The following is a 15,192-nucleotide window of genomic DNA, read 5'->3' on the forward strand; positions in this document are numbered from 1 at the left end:
ATTCGAAAATAGTCTTCAACTCCACAAGCTTCTTCGCTCGCGGCCTTCGTCTTTAGCGGGGCTGCTCTCGCGGCATTTGGCCCGCCCTGCAGTGATGTGGGGCGGGCACTTTTTGGGAGTCCACCATGACCACCAGATTCCACCGACTTCGCGGCGAACGCAATGTAGCTGCTTATGAACCGCGCTCTCTTGCCGAATGGAAAGAAGAAGAGCGCCAATTGGCCGAAGCTGCAGCCCAGCGCCGACAGCAACAAGCAGCAACCTCACCGAATCCGCCTCATGGCGGATTTGTCGTTTCAGGAGAGCCGAAATGCAGCGAGTGATCCCCACCGAACTTTTCAACCCCGACCCCGATGCGCGCTTCCTCCGCGAGGCCTCGCGCCCTGGCCCTGTGGCCGAGCCGGGCCCGGCGCCCACGCCCGGCAGCTGGCTGCTGCTGTGCCTTGTCCTGCTGGTGGCCATCGTGCTCAGCGCCTGCGCGGATGCCGGCGCGGCCCAGGACCCCGTGGCCAGCGCAGCGGAAGTGCAGCGTGCCCACAGCGCTGCACAGGCGTGCCCGCCCAGTCACGCAGTCGTGTGGACCGGCCCGCAATCCATGGAATGCCTGCGCGAGCTGCCATGAGCAAATTTTTCGGCTTTTTCCTCTGGTCGGCCTACTCGGCCTTCTGCATTGCTGCTGCGGTCGCCATGTCCGGAGCACCCCTTTTCTGACCTGGAGCACCAGCTCATGAGCCACACGGAAACCACCTGCCAGGCAGGCCCGCAGACCATCCCCAGCATCGGGCCGAACGGCCACGCGCACGCCATGGCCCATGTGGCGGTGCCGATCCTCGACATCCTGAACGGCTACAGCGAACACAGCGGCAACGCCGGTGCCCTCCACGGCGGGCTGTACGCCATGGGCTGTGCCCTCGCCACTGCCGGCGTGGAGTTGAGCACCCAGGTTGCCGACGCGAGCGGCCCGCTGGCGGCGCTGTTCGACGGCTACGAAACGATGCGCCAGGCCCTGGCCGTCACCGACGAACCTGCAGCCTGACACCCCCCTGTTTCATCCACCGGCCCGCCACGCGCGGGCTTTTTCTTGTCCCCTTCCACCGAAAGCAAAAGCATGCATAGCCACCGCAGTCCCCTGAACAGTCTTCTCGCCCTGGCCCTCCTGGGCGCCGTGCTGGAGCGCCAGCGTACCGAGCTGACCTCGCGCAGCCCGTCCAGCGGCACCTCGCCCACGACGCCCACCTCGCCCACGGGTGATGCCGCTCAGCAAGCCCCCGAACAGCTCGGCGTGGGTGCTCTGCTGGGCGAGATTTTGGGGGTCAAGCCCCCGGCTGCGGCGCCGGATGCCCAGGGCCAGCAGGCCAATGGCTGCGGCGGTTGCAGCGGCTGCCAGGAGGGGCAGGCTGTAGAAATGGTCGTTCCAATCCCTTCGCACATCGCGGATGCGGCGGGCATGAACATTCCTGGCTTCGACCCGAACAGTCCTTCGGGCCGGGTCATCACCCTGCTGGCCGCCGCACAGGCTCAGGTGCTGGGCCAGTGCGAATCCAACCCGATTGGCCTGGAAGTGAATCGCTACAAGCACGCCAGCGCCTGCATCGGCGTTGCCATCGGAATGATGGGCCAACAGGCACTGTGACCGCGCAGTTTGACCAAGCCGAGGGCCAGCAAATCTAAGCCCGCCCGCTACAGAGCACATTTTTTTGTCCCCAAGGAATAAGGCATGTCCTCCACCATTCCCACCCCCGCCAAAGGCCCCAACCCCGGCTCTGGCACTGCGCCGGCCACCTCCAGCCCCACACCGGGCCAGGTGGCGGCCAACAGTTCCGCGTCCTCCCTGGTGAACGATCCCACCGAGGTGCTGGGAGAGTTCGACGGCGGCCAGTTCATGCTGATGCTCTCCCGTGCTCTGGGCTCCGTGAGCGCCGCTGTCGTGGACAACGAGCGCAAGGGAAAGATCACCATCGAGCTGGACATCAGCAAGATCAAGAAGACCCACCAGGTCACGATCAAGCACGCCATGAAGTTCTCGCGCCCAACCCTCGACGGCGAGGCCAGCGAGAAGGTATCCCGCGAGACCGTGATGCACGTCGGCAAGTTCGGCAAGCTGACCGTGATGCCCGAGGCCCAAATGGACCTCATCCCCCGAGGCGCGTAGCCGCCTCCCCTGTCGCTTTTCCCGCTTCCTGCTCGCCGCTCCAGAAGCCGCGGGCTTTTTTTTCGCCCAAACCGAGGACTTTTCATGTTCGATCAATCCGCAATCCAGCAGCTGACCCAGGCCGAAGCCACAGCACAAAGCAACGAGTCCGTGCAGCACGCGCTGACTGCCGGCCAGCCGGTCGTGGCCCTGCACGACGAATTCAACCTCACCAGCCTGGAGTCCTATCTGCCGCTGCGCCGCCGCGCTCGCAACAGCATGAGCACCTCCTACGTCGAGGACTTCGCCCGCTACGTGCGTCAGCACCGCGAGAACGGTTGCACGATCTATGTGAATGCCGAGGGCATGGCCGCGAAGGCCGTCCTGAACCAGGGCACTCCAGCCGCGCCCGGCCATGGCGACAACACGGCCCTGTTGAAACTCAAGGCCACCGCCCTATACACCTCGCTGCGCAACCTGGTCAGCCAGAACCGGGGCCAGAAAGCCCTGGCCGAATGGCTGGAAGAGTGGCGCGACCTGGTGCAACCCTTGGACAAGGATCTGGCGGACCTCAACATCGGCCATGTCGTCGCCGGCATCCGCAGCGTCAGCATCGAGCAGATCAACAACTCCACGACCTCCGTGGAAGCGCTGTCTGCCGAGCGCTCGGAAATGGAAAGCGTGTCTGCCAAGACCAACCGCGCTGACGCCGTGCTGCCGGCATACCTCAGGCTGACCACCAAACCCTACAAGGAGCTGGCCGAGCGCACGTTCTACGTCCGCGTGTCGATCCTCACATCCCAGCGCGAACCCACCTTCTCCCTGGGCATCCTGGGGCTGGAGCTGCACGAGGAGCAGATGGCCGAGGAATTCGCCCACGTCGTGCGCGCCAGCTTCGCGCCGGTGGCCGATGGCGATGGCGTGGTCCCTGACCAGCAAATCCCCGACGTGCTGATTGGCGCCTTCTCGGTCAACAGCTGATCACCAGGTGGCCCACCCGGGCCACCCCTTCGGCTCCCGCAGCTCATCTCAAGGAATACCGACATGACAACCTACAAAGACCTGCTCGCACAAAAAGCTCAACTCGAATCCCAGATTGCCCAGGCCCAGGCCGAGCACAAAGCCGAGGGCATCGCCCAGGCCCGCGCGCTGATCGCAGAGCACGGCCTGACCGCTGCCGATGTCTTCCCCCAGGGCAAGGCTAAGGGCAGCGTGGGCGCCCCGAAGTACCGCGACCCCGCCACCGGCGCGACGTGGACCGGCCGGGGCAAGCCGCCGAACTGGATCAAGGACAAAGACCGCGCGGAATTTCTTATCCCGGAAAAAGCAGGCGCTTAAACGTCAAACTCGCTCAACCTACAGCGAATGCGATCTTGAGTAGCGCTGTCCTCAGGATTATCGACTTCGATAACCAACAGGTGATAGGGAAATTCGATCCCGACAGGTGATGAAACTGGAGGAGCAACCGCAGGTGCCTCAAATATGGGCACTCCAATTGCTTCTCCGGGTTTTGCAAGCACCACCATGCTCGCGTGCCAGACATGCATAGCCTGTAGCTCAGGTTCGCGTATCCGAAGGTCCATGATGAGATCTCCAAAAAAGCTTGGCTGAATCACCACCGGCCCCCAAGCATGTAATCCTGGGGGCCGGCGAACTACGGAATCAGTACATCAAGCGAAGGATTACTTATGTTCCTTGCCAGTTGTTCCTTGTTGACCAGAGGCTGAACCGGAACCACCGCTCTTGTCGCTGCCGCGTTGAGCGTCGCGCTCTGTGCGCCACTTGTTGAACTCGTCAGAGAACTTTTTGTAGCGATCGTTTCGCCAGTTGCGGTAATCCTCATCCAAGGCGTCAACTTGTTCCTGACGCCACTGATGATAGTCAGGGTCGAACGGTTCACTTGTCCGGCCCTGACGTACATATTGCTGGTCAGAATTGCCGTAATTGCTTCCACCCGCTCCACGATCCCAGCCTTGAGTATCTCGGCCAAAGTCACTGCGTTCATGGCCGCCCCATCCGCCTTGCTGCGAATGGCGCGAGTAGCCTTGATCTTGTCGAGAACGACCATAGCCTTGGTCGCCGTATCCGCTACCGCCGCCGTATCCGAACTCCCGACGACCGGGCGCTGGCCCGTATCCGCCGCCGTAGCCACCTTGCTGCTCGCCTTGGTACCCCTGATAGGCGGACTGCTGCCCGCCAGGGTAGCCCCTTTCGGGGTATCCACCGCCTTGCTGACTACCTGAGTAGCCGCTGCGATTTCCTTCCCACTGGCCCTCATCGCGCCACTGGTCCTGCCCGCGTCCTGCGTAGGAGCGGCGGCTTTCGTCAAACTGATCGCGTCGGCCGTTTCCGTCGCCAGAGTCCTGCTGCTGTTGACGGTTCTGACCTTGTCGGCCGTGGTCTTCATGCTGTGCCATTGCTGGTTCCTTTCATGAGCTTTGACTTCAGGCTCGGAAATTCAAGCCTGCCAACTCTCTGAGCAATCAGCATTCCTACCCAACATCCAAGAAACATAACCTCACATTTCTTTAAACGCGAAACATTTGCCCCCGCATCCCTTTCTGTTTGTGCTTTGAAACTCAGGACCACACAGCGCGCATGGGACACCTGTCCTTACACGTCAAGCAACGAAATCTGGGGAGCCAGTCCTGCTGCCAACTTCAACGAAGCGATACCGTGGATCTGCTCCCAATTCTTTTTATAGGAATCAAGGCAGCCGGCACGAAGACCAGCATCTCCGCCTGCCAGCCTGTCGAGTGCATCCCCAGAGATGGTGCCGCTGTAACGCCCATCTTCTACCCAGAAGTTAAACGATACCTGCCGGAGATCCATTTTGTATTCGGCATCAGGGTCGCACCGGTCCATCTCTGCTCCTTTTTTGTAGAGCCCTAATTTCACCATAAGCCTCCGACCACGGAGGCAATCCCGAAGCCGCCCGGCCCTGCCGCGAGCGGCTTTTTTTGGCCCAAAGGAATCCCCCCATGGCGACAAAGCACGTCATTTCTGTGAGCGGCGGCAAAGACAGTACAGCCGTGCTGCTGCTCGCCCTGGAGCGCTGCCCGCCCGGCAGTGTCGTCCCGATCTTCTGCGACACCGGTAACGAGCACCAGGCTGTCTATGACTACTTGGCCTATTTGGAGCAGGCCCTGGGCGTGACCATCCACCGGCTGCGCGCGGACTTCAGCCGCCAGCTGCTGGCCAAGCGCATGTTTATCGCCCGTGACGTGCGCACGGGGCGCGACAAGGCCGGCCGCCGCCTGCGCTGGTCGAACAAGGCCAAGCGCCGTGCCCTGGCCGTGATGCACCCGAGCGGCAACCCGTTCCTCGATCTGTGCATGTGGAAGGGCCGTTTCCCGTCTCGCATGGCCCAGTTCTGCACCGAGGAATTGAAGCGCAACTTGGCCGTAGGCTTCCAGATGGATCTGATGGACGCCGGCTATTGCGTCATCAGTTGGCAGGGCGTGCGCCGCGACGAATCCCAGCGCCGCCGCAATGCCAAGAAGGCCGAGCGCGTGGCACCGCGGCTGCGCATCTTCCGGCCCATCGTGGACTGGACAGCCGCCCAGGTGTTCGAGCTGGCCGCCTCCCGGCGCGTGCAGCCGAATCCCCTCTATCTGCAGGGCATGGGCCGCGTCGGCTGCATGCCCTGCATCAACTGCGGCAAAGACGAGCTGCGCCAGATCGCCGTACGTTGGCCCGAGCACATCGAACGCATCGCCGTATGGGAGCGAATCGTCAGCGCGTGCTCGAAACGAGGTGGATCAACCTTCATGACAGACGCCCACCTCGGGCAGGACCGGCGCCAGGTCTTCGCAGATCTGCACATCTGGTCACGCATCGAGTGGGCCAAGACCACGCGCGGAGGCCGGCAGTATGACTTGCTGGCCGGCCTCGACGAACCGACCGCATGTGCATCGGCCTACGGCCTGTGCGAGTAGCTGTTCAGTGAGGATGCTTCGTTATCCTGGCCCGATGGAGTGCCAAATATGCCTTCTGCTGGGCACGGAAGGGGCCGACATTCATTTGTGGATCCAACCCCCAGGCAATCATTGCCTTCACCACCCATGCCCCAGCAGGGATGATCTGCCCCTCATCCGTAAAGCTGATTAGGTGGCGATCGAATAGGCGATCCACATGGGGCGACAGCAGCAACCCATTGTGTCCATCCAGCCGCTCGTCGTTCGTGGATTCCTTCCAGGGCTTGATGTGGCTGGCCACCAGCAGCCGTGGGTCTGAAACCCCAGTGAGGCGGCAGCGCTTTTCAATCTGCATGAGGTTGGTGCGATAGATGCCCTGGCCACGGCGCGCTTTCACCAACTGCTCGATCTCTGTGGATGAAAGCGTGGGCGATGCGCTGAGCTCCTGCTGAACCTGGTCTTCCTCCAGTTCCACGAGCTGCTCATCGTGTAACTCCAGCGCTGCGTCATTGGCCTTGCCTGCCAGGTCCAGGATCTTCTCGCCCAGTGCCTGAGACACCGATGCAAGGTACACCCCCTGGTTGCCATCTCCGCTGGCACGGATAGGCGAGTACTTCTCCGGGAGATCACCGGCCAACATACCCATGTGGTGCTTAGGCCGAACCGGGCTTTCGAGCAGTTCCCACGCAACAGGCACCAGCCAACCATCTGCGTGCCATGCGTCGCCGGCCTTGCCGAAATCTTCGGGCTTGCCCTCGTCTCGGTATCCGGACGTGGCCACGCCAATCGCTTTGACCTGGCCATCTGCATACGAAATCACCGTGTCGCCTTTCTTCACCAGGCGCAGGTTTTCATAGGTCTGGTTGTACCCGCCGTTGGCCTTGCGCTGGGGGCTCCAGATGTACCCGCCTTCGATCTCGGAATTGAAAGTCTGTTTGTGATTGACCCACCAATACGCCATTGCCCTCTCCTTTTCGGCAGAGAGGGTAAGCCATTTGCCCCGCCGTCGCCCGCGAAAGCGGACCTTTTCCATATTTGCCCTCATGACCTTTACTCGAACTCCACCCGGCGAGCTGCTTCAACACGCCGCTCACGTCATCAACGGCCTGGGCACACCTAAGTCGCCCAAGTGATAAAGGAGATTTGAATGGCCAGCAAGAAACCCAAGCACTGGCGCGACAAGCGCGCGCCGCTCCCCGACAACGACGAACCACCCACCTGGCCCGCACCCGCGGGCCTTTTCACGCCTGGCACCAACCGCAGGCAATCGAGGAGCACGCCATGACCAAAAAAGAAAAAATCGAAGCTGCCAGCGGCGGGGACGCGCTGGCCATCGTGACGATGCGCCCCATCTCGATCAGCCTTCAGGAGGCAGCGCGGGCGGTGGATCTGTCCGAGTCGCAGATACAAAAGCTGGTGCAGACCGGCGATTTCCCCAGGCCTCGGCAGCTCAGTGCGCGCCGCGTGGGCTTCATCGTTGCAGAGGTGGAGGCCTGGGTGATGTCGCGGCCACCATCCGAGTGCCTGCCGGCGCCAGACAGCGGCTACGGCCGCGCAGGGAAACCTGGCAAGTCCGCCTCACCACCTCCTGGCTAAGCGGGCAGGCCCTCAAGCTTGCGCACGGTCTCGTACAGCCTCTGCACCCAGACCTGCTTCTGGGCGTCGAAGGTGTGGAGGTTGTAGCTGGCCACCATGACCCCGGGTTTGTGGCCGATGATGGCCTCACCCACATCCTCCGGGCAATCAATGGCGCTGAGCAGCGTGCGCGCCGTGCGCCGCAACGCATGGGGTGACCAATCCACCACAGGGCAGATCAGCCCTTCACCCGCTCGCCGCTTGGCCTTGGCGGACTCCGGCATCAACGAATAGACGTAACTGGAGAACGTGTTGCGGTGGTACGGCCGGAACTTCCCACCCCGGCCCGTGAAGAACAGCCATCCCTCCCAGGCGCCGGACACGCGGCGCTGCACGATCTCCAGCGCCTCACCGAACAGCGGAACGCGGTGGTCCACAGTGTCTGCATCCCGTTCCATCTTGAGCAGGTGGGCGGGGAACGTGATCCACCAGCCATCCTCCTCCTGCGACACGTACTCAGTGCGCAAGGCAAAAATCTCAACACCCCGCATGCCGGTGTAGAGGTAAAGCAGCAGCCCATCCAACGCGCTCTGCGACATATTGGCCCGGGCCCATGGAAGGAGCTTGCGCAGCTCCGCCTGAGACAGCACCCGGCGCCGAAACCCCACATGCTCCCCCCCGACGATTTTCCCCTTTGAACGCAGTTGGCCCTTGAGAAGGCTACGCCACCAGTTCGGCGCCGCGCCATCGATCTTCCCTGCATCGAGCCCCCAATCCCACGCCTGCCCCAGCAGTGCCCGTAGCTTCTTGGCTGCCGCAGGAAGGTCTCGCCGCTTGTCGAGCACGTCGTAGGCTTGGGCGCGGGTCACGTCACGCGGCGCTGTCCTCGCAAGCTCCGGCTCCTCATCCAGCATTCGCTCCAAAGCGCTCCAAGCCCGGGCCGCGCCCTCGGCTTGACGCAGCCCCGCCAGGTGATCGCGGAAGCCTTCCAGCAGCGCACGCACGGTTGTCGCCACTGCTGGGCCGTTCTTGGCCATGGTTGCTTGGCGACGCGCTGCAACTGGATCAACTCCAGCACTGCGGCCATCGCGCTTTTCTCCCCAAGCCGAAACGGCTTCAGCCAGCGACATCTCCGGCCAATGGCCGAGCCTGACCTGCTTCATGAGGCCAGCAGAATCCTTGTAGCGATAGGTCCAGGTCTTGCGCGATTGGGACGCGACCAATCGCAATCCATCACACCCCTGGACTAGCAGATGCGAGCCTGGCTGAAGCTGCTTTGCGGACCGTGAATCGAATAGCACTAGAATCCCCCCAGAGTCATGGCGTAGGTTTGATTGCCAAAGGCGTAGGGAGCAAAAACCTACGCCAAAACCTACGCCAAAGTCCTAAGTGTAGATAGATTTCGTTGGATGCTAAGTTGAAGTTTTGCGGCAAGAACGGCGCAAGATTTCGAAGAAAAACAAGCACTTAGCGAAGAAATCCGTGCTTTGACAATGACTTAGCCAAAGCGGGCGTCGTTCAATGGCAGGACCTGAGCTTCCCAAGCTCATGATGAGGGTTCGATTCCCTTCGCCCGCTCCAGATTTCCTGGAGCAAAGTCCATCAGTCCCGGATACACATCCGCCACTGATATCCCCACGGACCGCCTTCCGCGCGGGCCCGATCTCTCCCGCCTCCGACCTCTCCCCCGCTTTTCTCCGCGACATTTTTTCGCTCCCCCGCGACGGATCTGTGCTGCCCGCGCGTTGAACGCAATAAGGCCGCCTGATGTGGCCGATGCAGGAGTCTTTCATGTCCTCATTGCGTTTGACTGTTCGCCGCGCCGTCCGTCCGCTTGCGCTGGCGCTTGCCGCCGGCAGCCTGGCCGCGCTGGCCGGCTGCGTGGTAGCGCCTGTTGCGCCCGTGGCGCCCGGCCCCTATGCGGTGCCGCCGGGCGTCGCCTATGTGGCGCCTGCCTATCCGATGCCCAGCGTCGGCTTCGTATGGCAATACCACCCGCGCTACGGCTGGGGCTGGCACCATCCGGTCTACGGCTGGCATCGCGGCTGGCGTTGAGCCGCGCGACACTGGCTGACCCCGCCACTACACCGATGCCCTTTGGCTGAAATCGATGACCCGGATGCCGACCTGCTGGCGAGACTGGCCCGCGGTGAGCCGCAGGCCGCCCGCGAACTGGTGGAGCGCAAGCTGCCACGCATGCTGGGTCTGGCCCAGCGCCTGCTGGGCAACCGGGCCGAGGCTGAAGAGGTGGCGCAGGAAGGCCTGGTGCGCGCCTGGCAGCAGGTGGGCCACTGGCGGCCGGGCCAGGCCCGCTTTGACACCTGGCTGCATGAGGTGGTGCTCAACCTGTGCCGCGACCGGCTCCGCCGGCGCGCGGTGCGGCGCGAAGAAGCGCTGGACGAGCACGCCGAAGCCGCCGCCTTCTCCGACCCCGGCCCCACACCGGAGCAGCAGCTGGACCACGCGCAGCACAGCGCCCGGGTCGCCGCTGCCCTGGATGCACTGCCGCCGCGCCAGCGCGAGGCGCTGGTGCTGCATTACTACCAGGCGCTGCCCCAGGCCGAGGCGGCAGCACTCATGGGCGTCTCCGTGGATGCCCTGGAAAGCCTGCTGGCCCGTGCGCGGCGCAGCTTGCGCGCCCGCCTGCAGGACGCAAGCACGAGCACGAGCACGAGCGCAATCGCTGCACCCGCAGACCCTGGAGGATCACCGCCATGACGCCAGATCGCTTTGAACAATTGGCCGACGCCTGGGGCGCCGACCTGCGGCGCTGGCCGGCACAGGAGCAGGCTGCGGCACGCGCGTTGATGGAACAGCCGGCCTTTGCGCCTGCGGCCCGGGCCTTGCTCGCCCGTGCAAATGAACTCGACACGCTGCTGGGCAGCCATGCCGTCGCGCCCCCCAGCGCAGCGCTGGCAAGCGCAGTGCTGGCCGGCTTGCAAGCGCGCCCAGGCATGGCGACTGCGCCAGGCCAACCATCGCCGCATGCATGGCCGCAGCCCCGTGGTACTGCGCCCGCACGGCCGGTGCGCGCCAGCGGCCGCAAGCCGTGGCATGGCTGGTGGTCCGGCGCCAGCATCGCCGGTGCGGGCCTGGCCGGTGTGGCCGCAGGCGCCCTGGCCGTGGCCTTGCTGATAGGCACGGTCTTGCCCACGACCCGGCCGGCACAGTCCGAAGGCGGCTGGTGGCCCGGCACCGCCTTCGACACGGGCAGCGCCTTGGTGGAAGGAAGCGAGGAATGACGATGAACGAATCCCCCATCGGCGATGCCCCCCGCACGACGCACCTGCGCCGCTGGCTGTGGGCCTCTGCCCTGCTGAATCTGTTTCTGGTGGGCGGCATTGCCGGTGGCACCTGGCGCTGGTGGGCACACCAGGCCGAGGCCAGGTCGGTAGCCACGTCCACGCAGACAGGAACGCCCACCGGAGCACAGACAGGCAGCCCCCCAGCCACTGCGCGCGGACTGCGCTTTGCCGCAGACGGCCTGCCGCCCGAGCGGCGCCAGGCCTTCCGCACAGGACTGCGTGAAGTGCGGCGCGAGGCTGCTGCGCTGACCCAAGGCAGCCGCGAAGGCCGCGCCGAGGTGGTTCGACTGCTGGCTGCGCCGCAGTTCGATCGCGCTGCCGTCGAGGCTGCATTGGCACGCACCCGGGCCGCCGACACGGCGGTGCGCGAGCGCGTGGAAGCGCACGTGGTCGACTTCGCGGCACAGCTCACGCCGGCCGAGCGACAGACACTGGTGCAGGGGCTGGCAGCGCAGCAAGGCCCCTTCCATGTGCCCGCATCCCCGGCCAGGCGCTGAGGAGCACAGGACGCGCCTGCCACGCCCGCCACGCCCGCGATTTTTCGAGGTGAAGCCATGAATTCTGCCGCCATCGCCCTGAACCGCTTCGGCCTGGGTGCCCGCCCTGACGACGCACTGCCCGCCGACCCGCAGCGCTGGCTGCTGGACCAGTTCGCGCGCTACCAGCCACAGCCCCCTGCCTGGGCCGGTCACGCGGACACGGACGCGCTGCTGTCCGACTACCAGTCCCGGCAGCGCGAGCTGCGCAGCCTGCCTGAAGACCAGCGCGCCGCCGCCCGCCAGCAGTTGCGCCGTGGCGCACGCAACGGCTACCTGGACGCAGTGAACGCGCGCCTGGCCAGCGCCATCGACACACCCGCGCCGTTTGTGGAACGCCTGGTGCATTTCTGGTCGAACCACTTCGCGGTCTCGGTGGAAAAGCCCGTGGTGCTCGACCTGGCCGGCGCCTACGAAGCCGAGGCCATACGCCCGCACGTGCTGGGCCGCTTCGAGGACCTGCTGCTTGCCGCCGTGCGCCACCCGGCCATGCTGGTCTATCTGGACCAGGCCCAGTCGGTGGGACCCGCCAGCCCCGCTGCACAGCGCGCCGCCCGGCGCAACCCGGACAAGACACGCGGCCTGAACGAAAACCTGGCGCGGGAAATCATGGAGCTGCACACCCTGGGCGTGCGCAGCGGCTACACCCAGCAGGACGTGACCGAGTTCGCCCGCGCGCTCACTGGCTGGAGCCTGGGCAATGACGCAGGCAGCCCGGCCGCCAGCGCCGGCTTCCAGTACCGACCGGCATTGCACGAGCCCGGACCGCGCCGCCTGCTGGGCCGCAGCTATGCCGCAGGCGGGCAGGAGCAGGCGCTGGCCATCCTGCGCGACCTGGCGGCCTCCCCCGCTACCGCGCTTCATGTCGCGACCAAGCTGGCACGGCACTTCGTCGCCGACGATCCGCCGCCCGCGCTGGTGCAGCGCCTTGTGGCCGCCTACCAGCGCAGCGGCGGGGACCTGCCAGCCGTCTACCGCGCGCTGATCGATTCGCCAGAACCCTGGGCCGCGCCAGCCACGAAGTTCAAGACACCCTGGGAATGGGCCGTCTCTTCCATGCGCGCACTGGGCCGGCGCGAGTTGAAGGGTGCTCAGGCCGCCGGCCTGCTCAACCAGCTCGGCCAGCCGGTGTGGCGCCCCGGCTCGCCGGCCGGTTACGACGACATCGCCGCCAGTTGGGCTGCGCCCGATGCGCTGGTGCGCCGTGTCGAGCTGGCGCAGCGGCTCGCAGCCCAGGCCGGCAACAGCGTCGATGCGCGCGCGCTGGCCCCCCGATTGCTGCCCGGCGATGCACTGGGCGCGGGCACGGCCGAGGCCATTGCCCGATCCGAAAGCGGCAGCGGTGCACTCGCGCTGCTGCTGGTCTCGCCCGACTTCCTGCGCAGGTGAACACCATGACCACGATCCATACGACCGCCACGAACATCGCGACCAGCACGATGGCCAGGCGCAATCGCCGACATTTCCTGGGCCTGCTGGCCGCAGGCACCGGACTGGCACTGGCCGCGCCCCACCTGGCGCTGGCGCGTGCAGCCACCGAGCGCCGCTTCGTGTTCATCATCCAGCGCGGCGCGGCCGACGGGCTGGAGACCCTGATTCCCTATGCCGACCCCGGCTACGCCCGGCTGCGCGGCGCCATCGCCGTGGACACGGTGGCGGCCACGCGGCTGGACGGCATGTTCGCGCTGCATCCCTCATTGGCCGAGACCGGCAGGCTCTACGCCCAGGGCCAGGCGCTGTTCGTGCACGCGGTCGCATCGCCCTACAGCGACCGCTCGCATTTCGACGGCCAGAACGTGCTGGAAACCGGAGGCAGCGCGCCCTACCAGGTCAAGGACGGCTGGCTCAACCGCCTGGTCGCCCAGTTGCCGCACCGGGAAGAGGCCATTGCCTTCGCGCCCACCGTGCCCATGGCGCTGCGCGGGCCGGCGCAAGTGGCCTCCTACGCGCCTTCCTCCCTGCCCCAGGCCAGTGACGACCTGCTGCTGCGCGTGGCCAGGCTCTACGAGGGAGATGCGCAGCTGCATGCTCTCTGGACTTCCGCCATGGACACGCGCGGCGTGGCCATGGACAGTGGCAACAACCGGCCGCGCCTGGATGGCGCCAGCCTGGGCAAGCTGGCAGCCGGCTTTCTTGCCCGCCAGGACGGGCCGCGCATCGCCATGATCGAAACCGGCGGCTGGGACACGCACAGTGCACAAAACAACCGGCTGGCAGCCCAGCTCAAGAACCTCGATGCACTGATTGCGGCGCTGCATGACGGCCTCGGCGATGCCTGGTCGCAGACCGTGGTGCTGGTGGCCACCGAGTTCGGCCGCACGGCTGCGGCCAACGGCACCGGCGGCACCGACCACGGAACAGGCGCCGTCGCCATGCTGATGGGCGGCGCGGTTCAGGGCGGCCGCGTGCTGGCCGACTGGCCTGGCCTGCAGCCCGGCCAGCTATTGGAGAACCGGGACCTGAAACCGACCACCAGCGTCGATGCGCTGATTGCCTCGGCAGCCGGCGAGTGCTTCGGCATCGACCCGCAGCGGCTGGCGCGCGACCTGTTCCCTCAAGGCCATGCCCTGCCAGGCGGTGCCCCGGCGCGGTCGCTGCCGCCATTGCTGAGAACCTGAACGCGGGCCGCGCGCCAACATGAAAAAGGGCCGGCGCCTCAAGGCGGCCGGCCCTTGTGTCATGTGCGCAAGATCTGGCGAGATCTGAGCGGCGGCCGCGCAGTGGCCGCTCAGTGCCTGCTCAGTGGCCGATCTCACGGCTGACCTGGTTCTCCTGCTGGTTCAGCACATGCTGCTCGCTGCGCGTGATATGACCGCCGTTCTGGCTGGCCATGAGGCGTTCTTCCTGGCGGATCCTGTGGTCCTGCTGGTGCAGCGCAGCCGCCTGACCATGGCTGATCTCGCCCTTGCGCACTTCGTTGTGGATGCGGCGGTCCTGGTTGGCCAGGCGGCCGTTGACCTCGGCACGGCGCGGATGGGCCTGGTCCCAGGTGGCGGCGGATGCGGCGCTGCCGAGGCCGGCCAACGAAGCAATGGCAATGACGAGCATGAAGGCTTTGCGCAGGGACATGGTGTTTCTCCTTGAAAGGATGTGGACGGACGTTGCTTGCAGAAAGCCGATGTCGGCTTGCCACATCACTTCAACGCACGGCCAAGGCCAATCCGTCGCGGATCAAGCAAGTCCATCGTCCATCCGGGGCCGTGCACGCTACATTGGCAAGCACCGTATCCGTCCCACCTCACCAGGCAGCATGCAGCACACCCTCTCTTGCGAGAACACCACCGAAGACATCCAGTTGAGCGCAGTGCGTGTGCGGGGCATGAGCGTCTGCGATGGCATCGCACGCATGCACATGGATCTCGAAGCCCGGGGCTCGCCCGATGCACTGGACGTGATGCACCACTTCTTCAATTACTTCTGGCTCAACGACCTGGACCTGCCCTATCTCGCCGAGCTTCTGGATCTGCGCAATCCTCAGGTGCGCGCCGTCAGCCTGCGTGAGGACGGCTGGGCGCAGATGGAGCCGGACCAGCGCCAGGTGCGCATCTGCAGTACCTACGGCGACTCACCCTGTGCGCTGATCGCCTGGGAAGAGTTCAGCGCGGCCATGCAGCTCAAGCACCGCTTTCTTGGTCTGATGCGGCGGTATGAGGGGCAGGGCATCCCTCGCTACAGCGTGTCGGAAGGCTTCAAAGTTAGGCTGCATGCGCCCGTCCGTGCATAGCGCC

General features: G+C 65.1%; 21 protein-coding genes and 1 tRNA gene. 17 read left to right on the plus strand and 5 right to left on the minus strand.

What is annotated here, in order from left to right; all coding sequences use genetic code 11:
- Positions 1-125: 125 nt before the first annotated feature.
- From A4F85_RS30210 to A4F85_RS02100, 7 genes are all read left to right on the plus strand, one after another.
- Entirely contained in the window at positions 126-323 is a 198-nt protein-coding gene (locus A4F85_RS30210) for a hypothetical protein (protein ID WP_156516914.1), read from the plus strand.
- Positions 311-622 (plus strand): hypothetical protein, encoded by a 312-nt coding sequence (locus A4F85_RS02075; protein ID WP_063325500.1) that lies wholly within the window; start codon positions 311-313, stop codon positions 620-622. Before A4F85_RS30210 ends, A4F85_RS02075 begins: the two co-directional genes overlap by 13 nt.
- Before the next feature lie 105 nt (positions 623-727).
- Positions 728-1,036: a hypothetical protein gene (locus tag A4F85_RS02080; protein WP_063325501.1), complete on the plus strand. Its 309-nt coding sequence runs from the start codon at positions 728-730 to the stop codon at positions 1,034-1,036.
- A gap of 72 nt (positions 1,037-1,108) precedes the next feature.
- Positions 1,109-1,633, plus strand: coding sequence for a hypothetical protein (locus A4F85_RS02085; protein ID WP_063325502.1), 525 nt, complete (start codon positions 1,109-1,111; stop codon positions 1,631-1,633).
- 84 nt (positions 1,634-1,717) lie between these two features.
- A complete protein-coding gene (locus tag A4F85_RS02090; RefSeq protein ID WP_063325503.1) occupies positions 1,718-2,152 on the plus strand; it encodes a hypothetical protein in 435 nt (144 codons plus the stop codon).
- A gap of 84 nt (positions 2,153-2,236) precedes the next feature.
- Entirely contained in the window at positions 2,237-3,112 is an 876-nt protein-coding gene (locus tag A4F85_RS02095) for a DUF2303 family protein (RefSeq protein ID WP_063325504.1), read from the plus strand.
- A 63-nt stretch (positions 3,113-3,175) separates the two neighbouring features.
- A complete protein-coding gene (locus A4F85_RS02100) occupies positions 3,176-3,469 on the plus strand; it encodes an H-NS histone family protein (RefSeq protein WP_063325505.1) in 294 nt (97 codons plus the stop codon).
- Positions 3,470-3,785: 316 nt separating this feature from the next.
- Here A4F85_RS02100 and A4F85_RS02105 read toward each other — a convergent pair whose 3' ends face one another.
- Positions 3,786-4,538 carry a hypothetical protein gene (locus A4F85_RS02105; RefSeq protein ID WP_063325506.1) on the minus strand — a complete coding sequence of 251 codons (753 nt, stop codon included), beginning with the start codon at positions 4,536-4,538 and terminating at the stop codon, positions 3,786-3,788.
- A gap of 206 nt (positions 4,539-4,744) precedes the next feature.
- The gene (locus A4F85_RS02110; RefSeq protein WP_156516915.1) at positions 4,745-5,029 is read right to left on the minus strand and encodes a hypothetical protein; all 285 of its coding nucleotides are present in this window, start codon (positions 5,027-5,029) and stop codon (positions 4,745-4,747) included.
- Positions 5,030-5,112: 83 nt separating this feature from the next.
- On the opposite strand from A4F85_RS02110, the gene A4F85_RS02115 reads away from it, so the two are divergent.
- Complete coding sequence (locus A4F85_RS02115) at positions 5,113-6,069, plus strand: phosphoadenosine phosphosulfate reductase domain-containing protein (RefSeq protein WP_063325508.1); 957 nt, start codon at positions 5,113-5,115, stop codon at positions 6,067-6,069.
- 4 nt (positions 6,070-6,073) lie between these two features.
- On the opposite strand, the gene A4F85_RS02120 is transcribed toward A4F85_RS02115, so the two are convergent.
- A complete protein-coding gene (locus tag A4F85_RS02120; protein ID WP_231890420.1) occupies positions 6,074-7,081 on the minus strand; it encodes an HNH endonuclease in 1,008 nt (335 codons plus the stop codon).
- Between the two features lie 248 nt (positions 7,082-7,329).
- Between A4F85_RS02120 and A4F85_RS02125 the strand changes: the two genes are divergently transcribed.
- Positions 7,330-7,644: a helix-turn-helix transcriptional regulator gene (locus A4F85_RS02125; RefSeq protein ID WP_082848091.1), complete on the plus strand. Its 315-nt coding sequence runs from the start codon at positions 7,330-7,332 to the stop codon at positions 7,642-7,644.
- Here A4F85_RS02125 and A4F85_RS02130 read toward each other — a convergent pair.
- Positions 7,641-8,924 (minus strand): tyrosine-type recombinase/integrase, encoded by a 1,284-nt coding sequence (locus A4F85_RS02130; protein ID WP_082848092.1) that lies wholly within the window; start codon positions 8,922-8,924, stop codon positions 7,641-7,643. The genes A4F85_RS02125 and A4F85_RS02130 overlap by 4 nt on opposite strands.
- Before the next feature lie 206 nt (positions 8,925-9,130).
- Here A4F85_RS02130 and A4F85_RS02135 point away from each other — a divergent pair.
- From A4F85_RS02135 to A4F85_RS02165, 7 genes are all read left to right on the plus strand, one after another.
- Positions 9,131-9,204 (plus strand) — tRNA-Gly (locus tag A4F85_RS02135).
- Positions 9,205-9,414: 210 nt separating this feature from the next.
- Positions 9,415-9,678 (plus strand): hypothetical protein, encoded by a 264-nt coding sequence (locus tag A4F85_RS02140; RefSeq protein WP_063325931.1) that lies wholly within the window; start codon positions 9,415-9,417, stop codon positions 9,676-9,678.
- Positions 9,679-9,720: 42 nt separating this feature from the next.
- A complete protein-coding gene (locus A4F85_RS02145; protein WP_063325511.1) occupies positions 9,721-10,341 on the plus strand; it encodes an RNA polymerase sigma factor in 621 nt (206 codons plus the stop codon).
- On the plus strand, positions 10,338-10,865 hold the full coding sequence (locus A4F85_RS02150; protein ID WP_063325512.1) for a hypothetical protein: 528 nt from the start codon (positions 10,338-10,340) through the stop codon (positions 10,863-10,865). Before A4F85_RS02145 ends, A4F85_RS02150 begins: the two co-directional genes overlap by 4 nt.
- A 2-nt stretch (positions 10,866-10,867) precedes the next feature.
- Entirely contained in the window at positions 10,868-11,425 is a 558-nt protein-coding gene (locus A4F85_RS02155) for a periplasmic heavy metal sensor (protein ID WP_442856588.1), read from the plus strand.
- 57 nt (positions 11,426-11,482) lie between these two features.
- Positions 11,483-12,853 (plus strand): DUF1800 domain-containing protein, encoded by a 1,371-nt coding sequence (locus A4F85_RS02160; RefSeq protein WP_063325514.1) that lies wholly within the window; start codon positions 11,483-11,485, stop codon positions 12,851-12,853.
- A gap of 5 nt (positions 12,854-12,858) precedes the next feature.
- On the plus strand, positions 12,859-14,082 hold the full coding sequence (locus A4F85_RS02165; protein WP_063325932.1) for a DUF1501 domain-containing protein: 1,224 nt from the start codon (positions 12,859-12,861) through the stop codon (positions 14,080-14,082).
- Positions 14,083-14,203: 121 nt separating this feature from the next.
- Here A4F85_RS02165 and A4F85_RS02170 read toward each other — a convergent pair whose 3' ends face one another.
- Entirely contained in the window at positions 14,204-14,533 is a 330-nt protein-coding gene (locus A4F85_RS02170) for a hypothetical protein (protein WP_063325515.1), read from the minus strand.
- A gap of 181 nt (positions 14,534-14,714) precedes the next feature.
- On the opposite strand from A4F85_RS02170, the gene A4F85_RS02175 reads away from it, so the two are divergent.
- Positions 14,715-15,188, plus strand: a complete 474-nt coding sequence (locus tag A4F85_RS02175; RefSeq protein ID WP_063325516.1) for a hypothetical protein — start codon at positions 14,715-14,717, stop codon at positions 15,186-15,188.
- Positions 15,189-15,192: the final 4 nt, after the last annotated feature.

Origin of the sequence: Delftia sp. GW456-R20 (assembly GCF_001622915.1) — a bacterium.
In the GTDB taxonomy this organism is placed as follows: Bacteria; Pseudomonadota; Gammaproteobacteria; order Burkholderiales; family Burkholderiaceae_C; genus Comamonas; species Comamonas acidovorans.

What these genes read in the sequence shown, in the direction of transcription:
- A4F85_RS30210 (WP_156516914.1), top strand. Translation starts at nt 126, where the DNA reads ATGACCACCAGATTCCACCGACTTCGCGGCGAACGCAATGTAGCTGCT.
- A4F85_RS02075 (WP_063325500.1), top strand. Translation starts at nt 311, where the DNA reads ATGCAGCGAGTGATCCCCACCGAACTTTTCAACCCCGACCCCGATGCG.
- A4F85_RS02080 (WP_063325501.1), top strand. Translation starts at nt 728, where the DNA reads ATGAGCCACACGGAAACCACCTGCCAGGCAGGCCCGCAGACCATCCCC.
- A4F85_RS02085 (WP_063325502.1), top strand. Translation starts at nt 1,109, where the DNA reads ATGCATAGCCACCGCAGTCCCCTGAACAGTCTTCTCGCCCTGGCCCTC.
- A4F85_RS02090 (WP_063325503.1), top strand. Translation starts at nt 1,718, where the DNA reads ATGTCCTCCACCATTCCCACCCCCGCCAAAGGCCCCAACCCCGGCTCT.
- A4F85_RS02095 (WP_063325504.1), top strand. Translation starts at nt 2,237, where the DNA reads ATGTTCGATCAATCCGCAATCCAGCAGCTGACCCAGGCCGAAGCCACA.
- A4F85_RS02100 (WP_063325505.1), top strand. Translation starts at nt 3,176, where the DNA reads ATGACAACCTACAAAGACCTGCTCGCACAAAAAGCTCAACTCGAATCC.
- A4F85_RS02105 (WP_063325506.1), bottom strand. Translation starts at nt 4,538, where the DNA reads ATGAAGACCACGGCCGACAAGGTCAGAACCGTCAACAGCAGCAGGACT.
- A4F85_RS02115 (WP_063325508.1), top strand. Translation starts at nt 5,113, where the DNA reads ATGGCGACAAAGCACGTCATTTCTGTGAGCGGCGGCAAAGACAGTACA.
- A4F85_RS02120 (WP_231890420.1), bottom strand. Translation starts at nt 7,081, where the DNA reads ATGGAAAAGGTCCGCTTTCGCGGGCGACGGCGGGGCAAATGGCTTACC.
- A4F85_RS02125 (WP_082848091.1), top strand. Translation starts at nt 7,330, where the DNA reads ATGACCAAAAAAGAAAAAATCGAAGCTGCCAGCGGCGGGGACGCGCTG.
- A4F85_RS02140 (WP_063325931.1), top strand. Translation starts at nt 9,415, where the DNA reads ATGTCCTCATTGCGTTTGACTGTTCGCCGCGCCGTCCGTCCGCTTGCG.
- A4F85_RS02150 (WP_063325512.1), top strand. Translation starts at nt 10,338, where the DNA reads ATGACGCCAGATCGCTTTGAACAATTGGCCGACGCCTGGGGCGCCGAC.
- A4F85_RS02155 (WP_442856588.1), top strand. Translation starts at nt 10,868, where the DNA reads ATGAACGAATCCCCCATCGGCGATGCCCCCCGCACGACGCACCTGCGC.
- A4F85_RS02160 (WP_063325514.1), top strand. Translation starts at nt 11,483, where the DNA reads ATGAATTCTGCCGCCATCGCCCTGAACCGCTTCGGCCTGGGTGCCCGC.
- A4F85_RS02165 (WP_063325932.1), top strand. Translation starts at nt 12,859, where the DNA reads ATGACCACGATCCATACGACCGCCACGAACATCGCGACCAGCACGATG.
- A4F85_RS02170 (WP_063325515.1), bottom strand. Translation starts at nt 14,533, where the DNA reads ATGTCCCTGCGCAAAGCCTTCATGCTCGTCATTGCCATTGCTTCGTTG.
- A4F85_RS02175 (WP_063325516.1), top strand. Translation starts at nt 14,715, where the DNA reads ATGCAGCACACCCTCTCTTGCGAGAACACCACCGAAGACATCCAGTTG.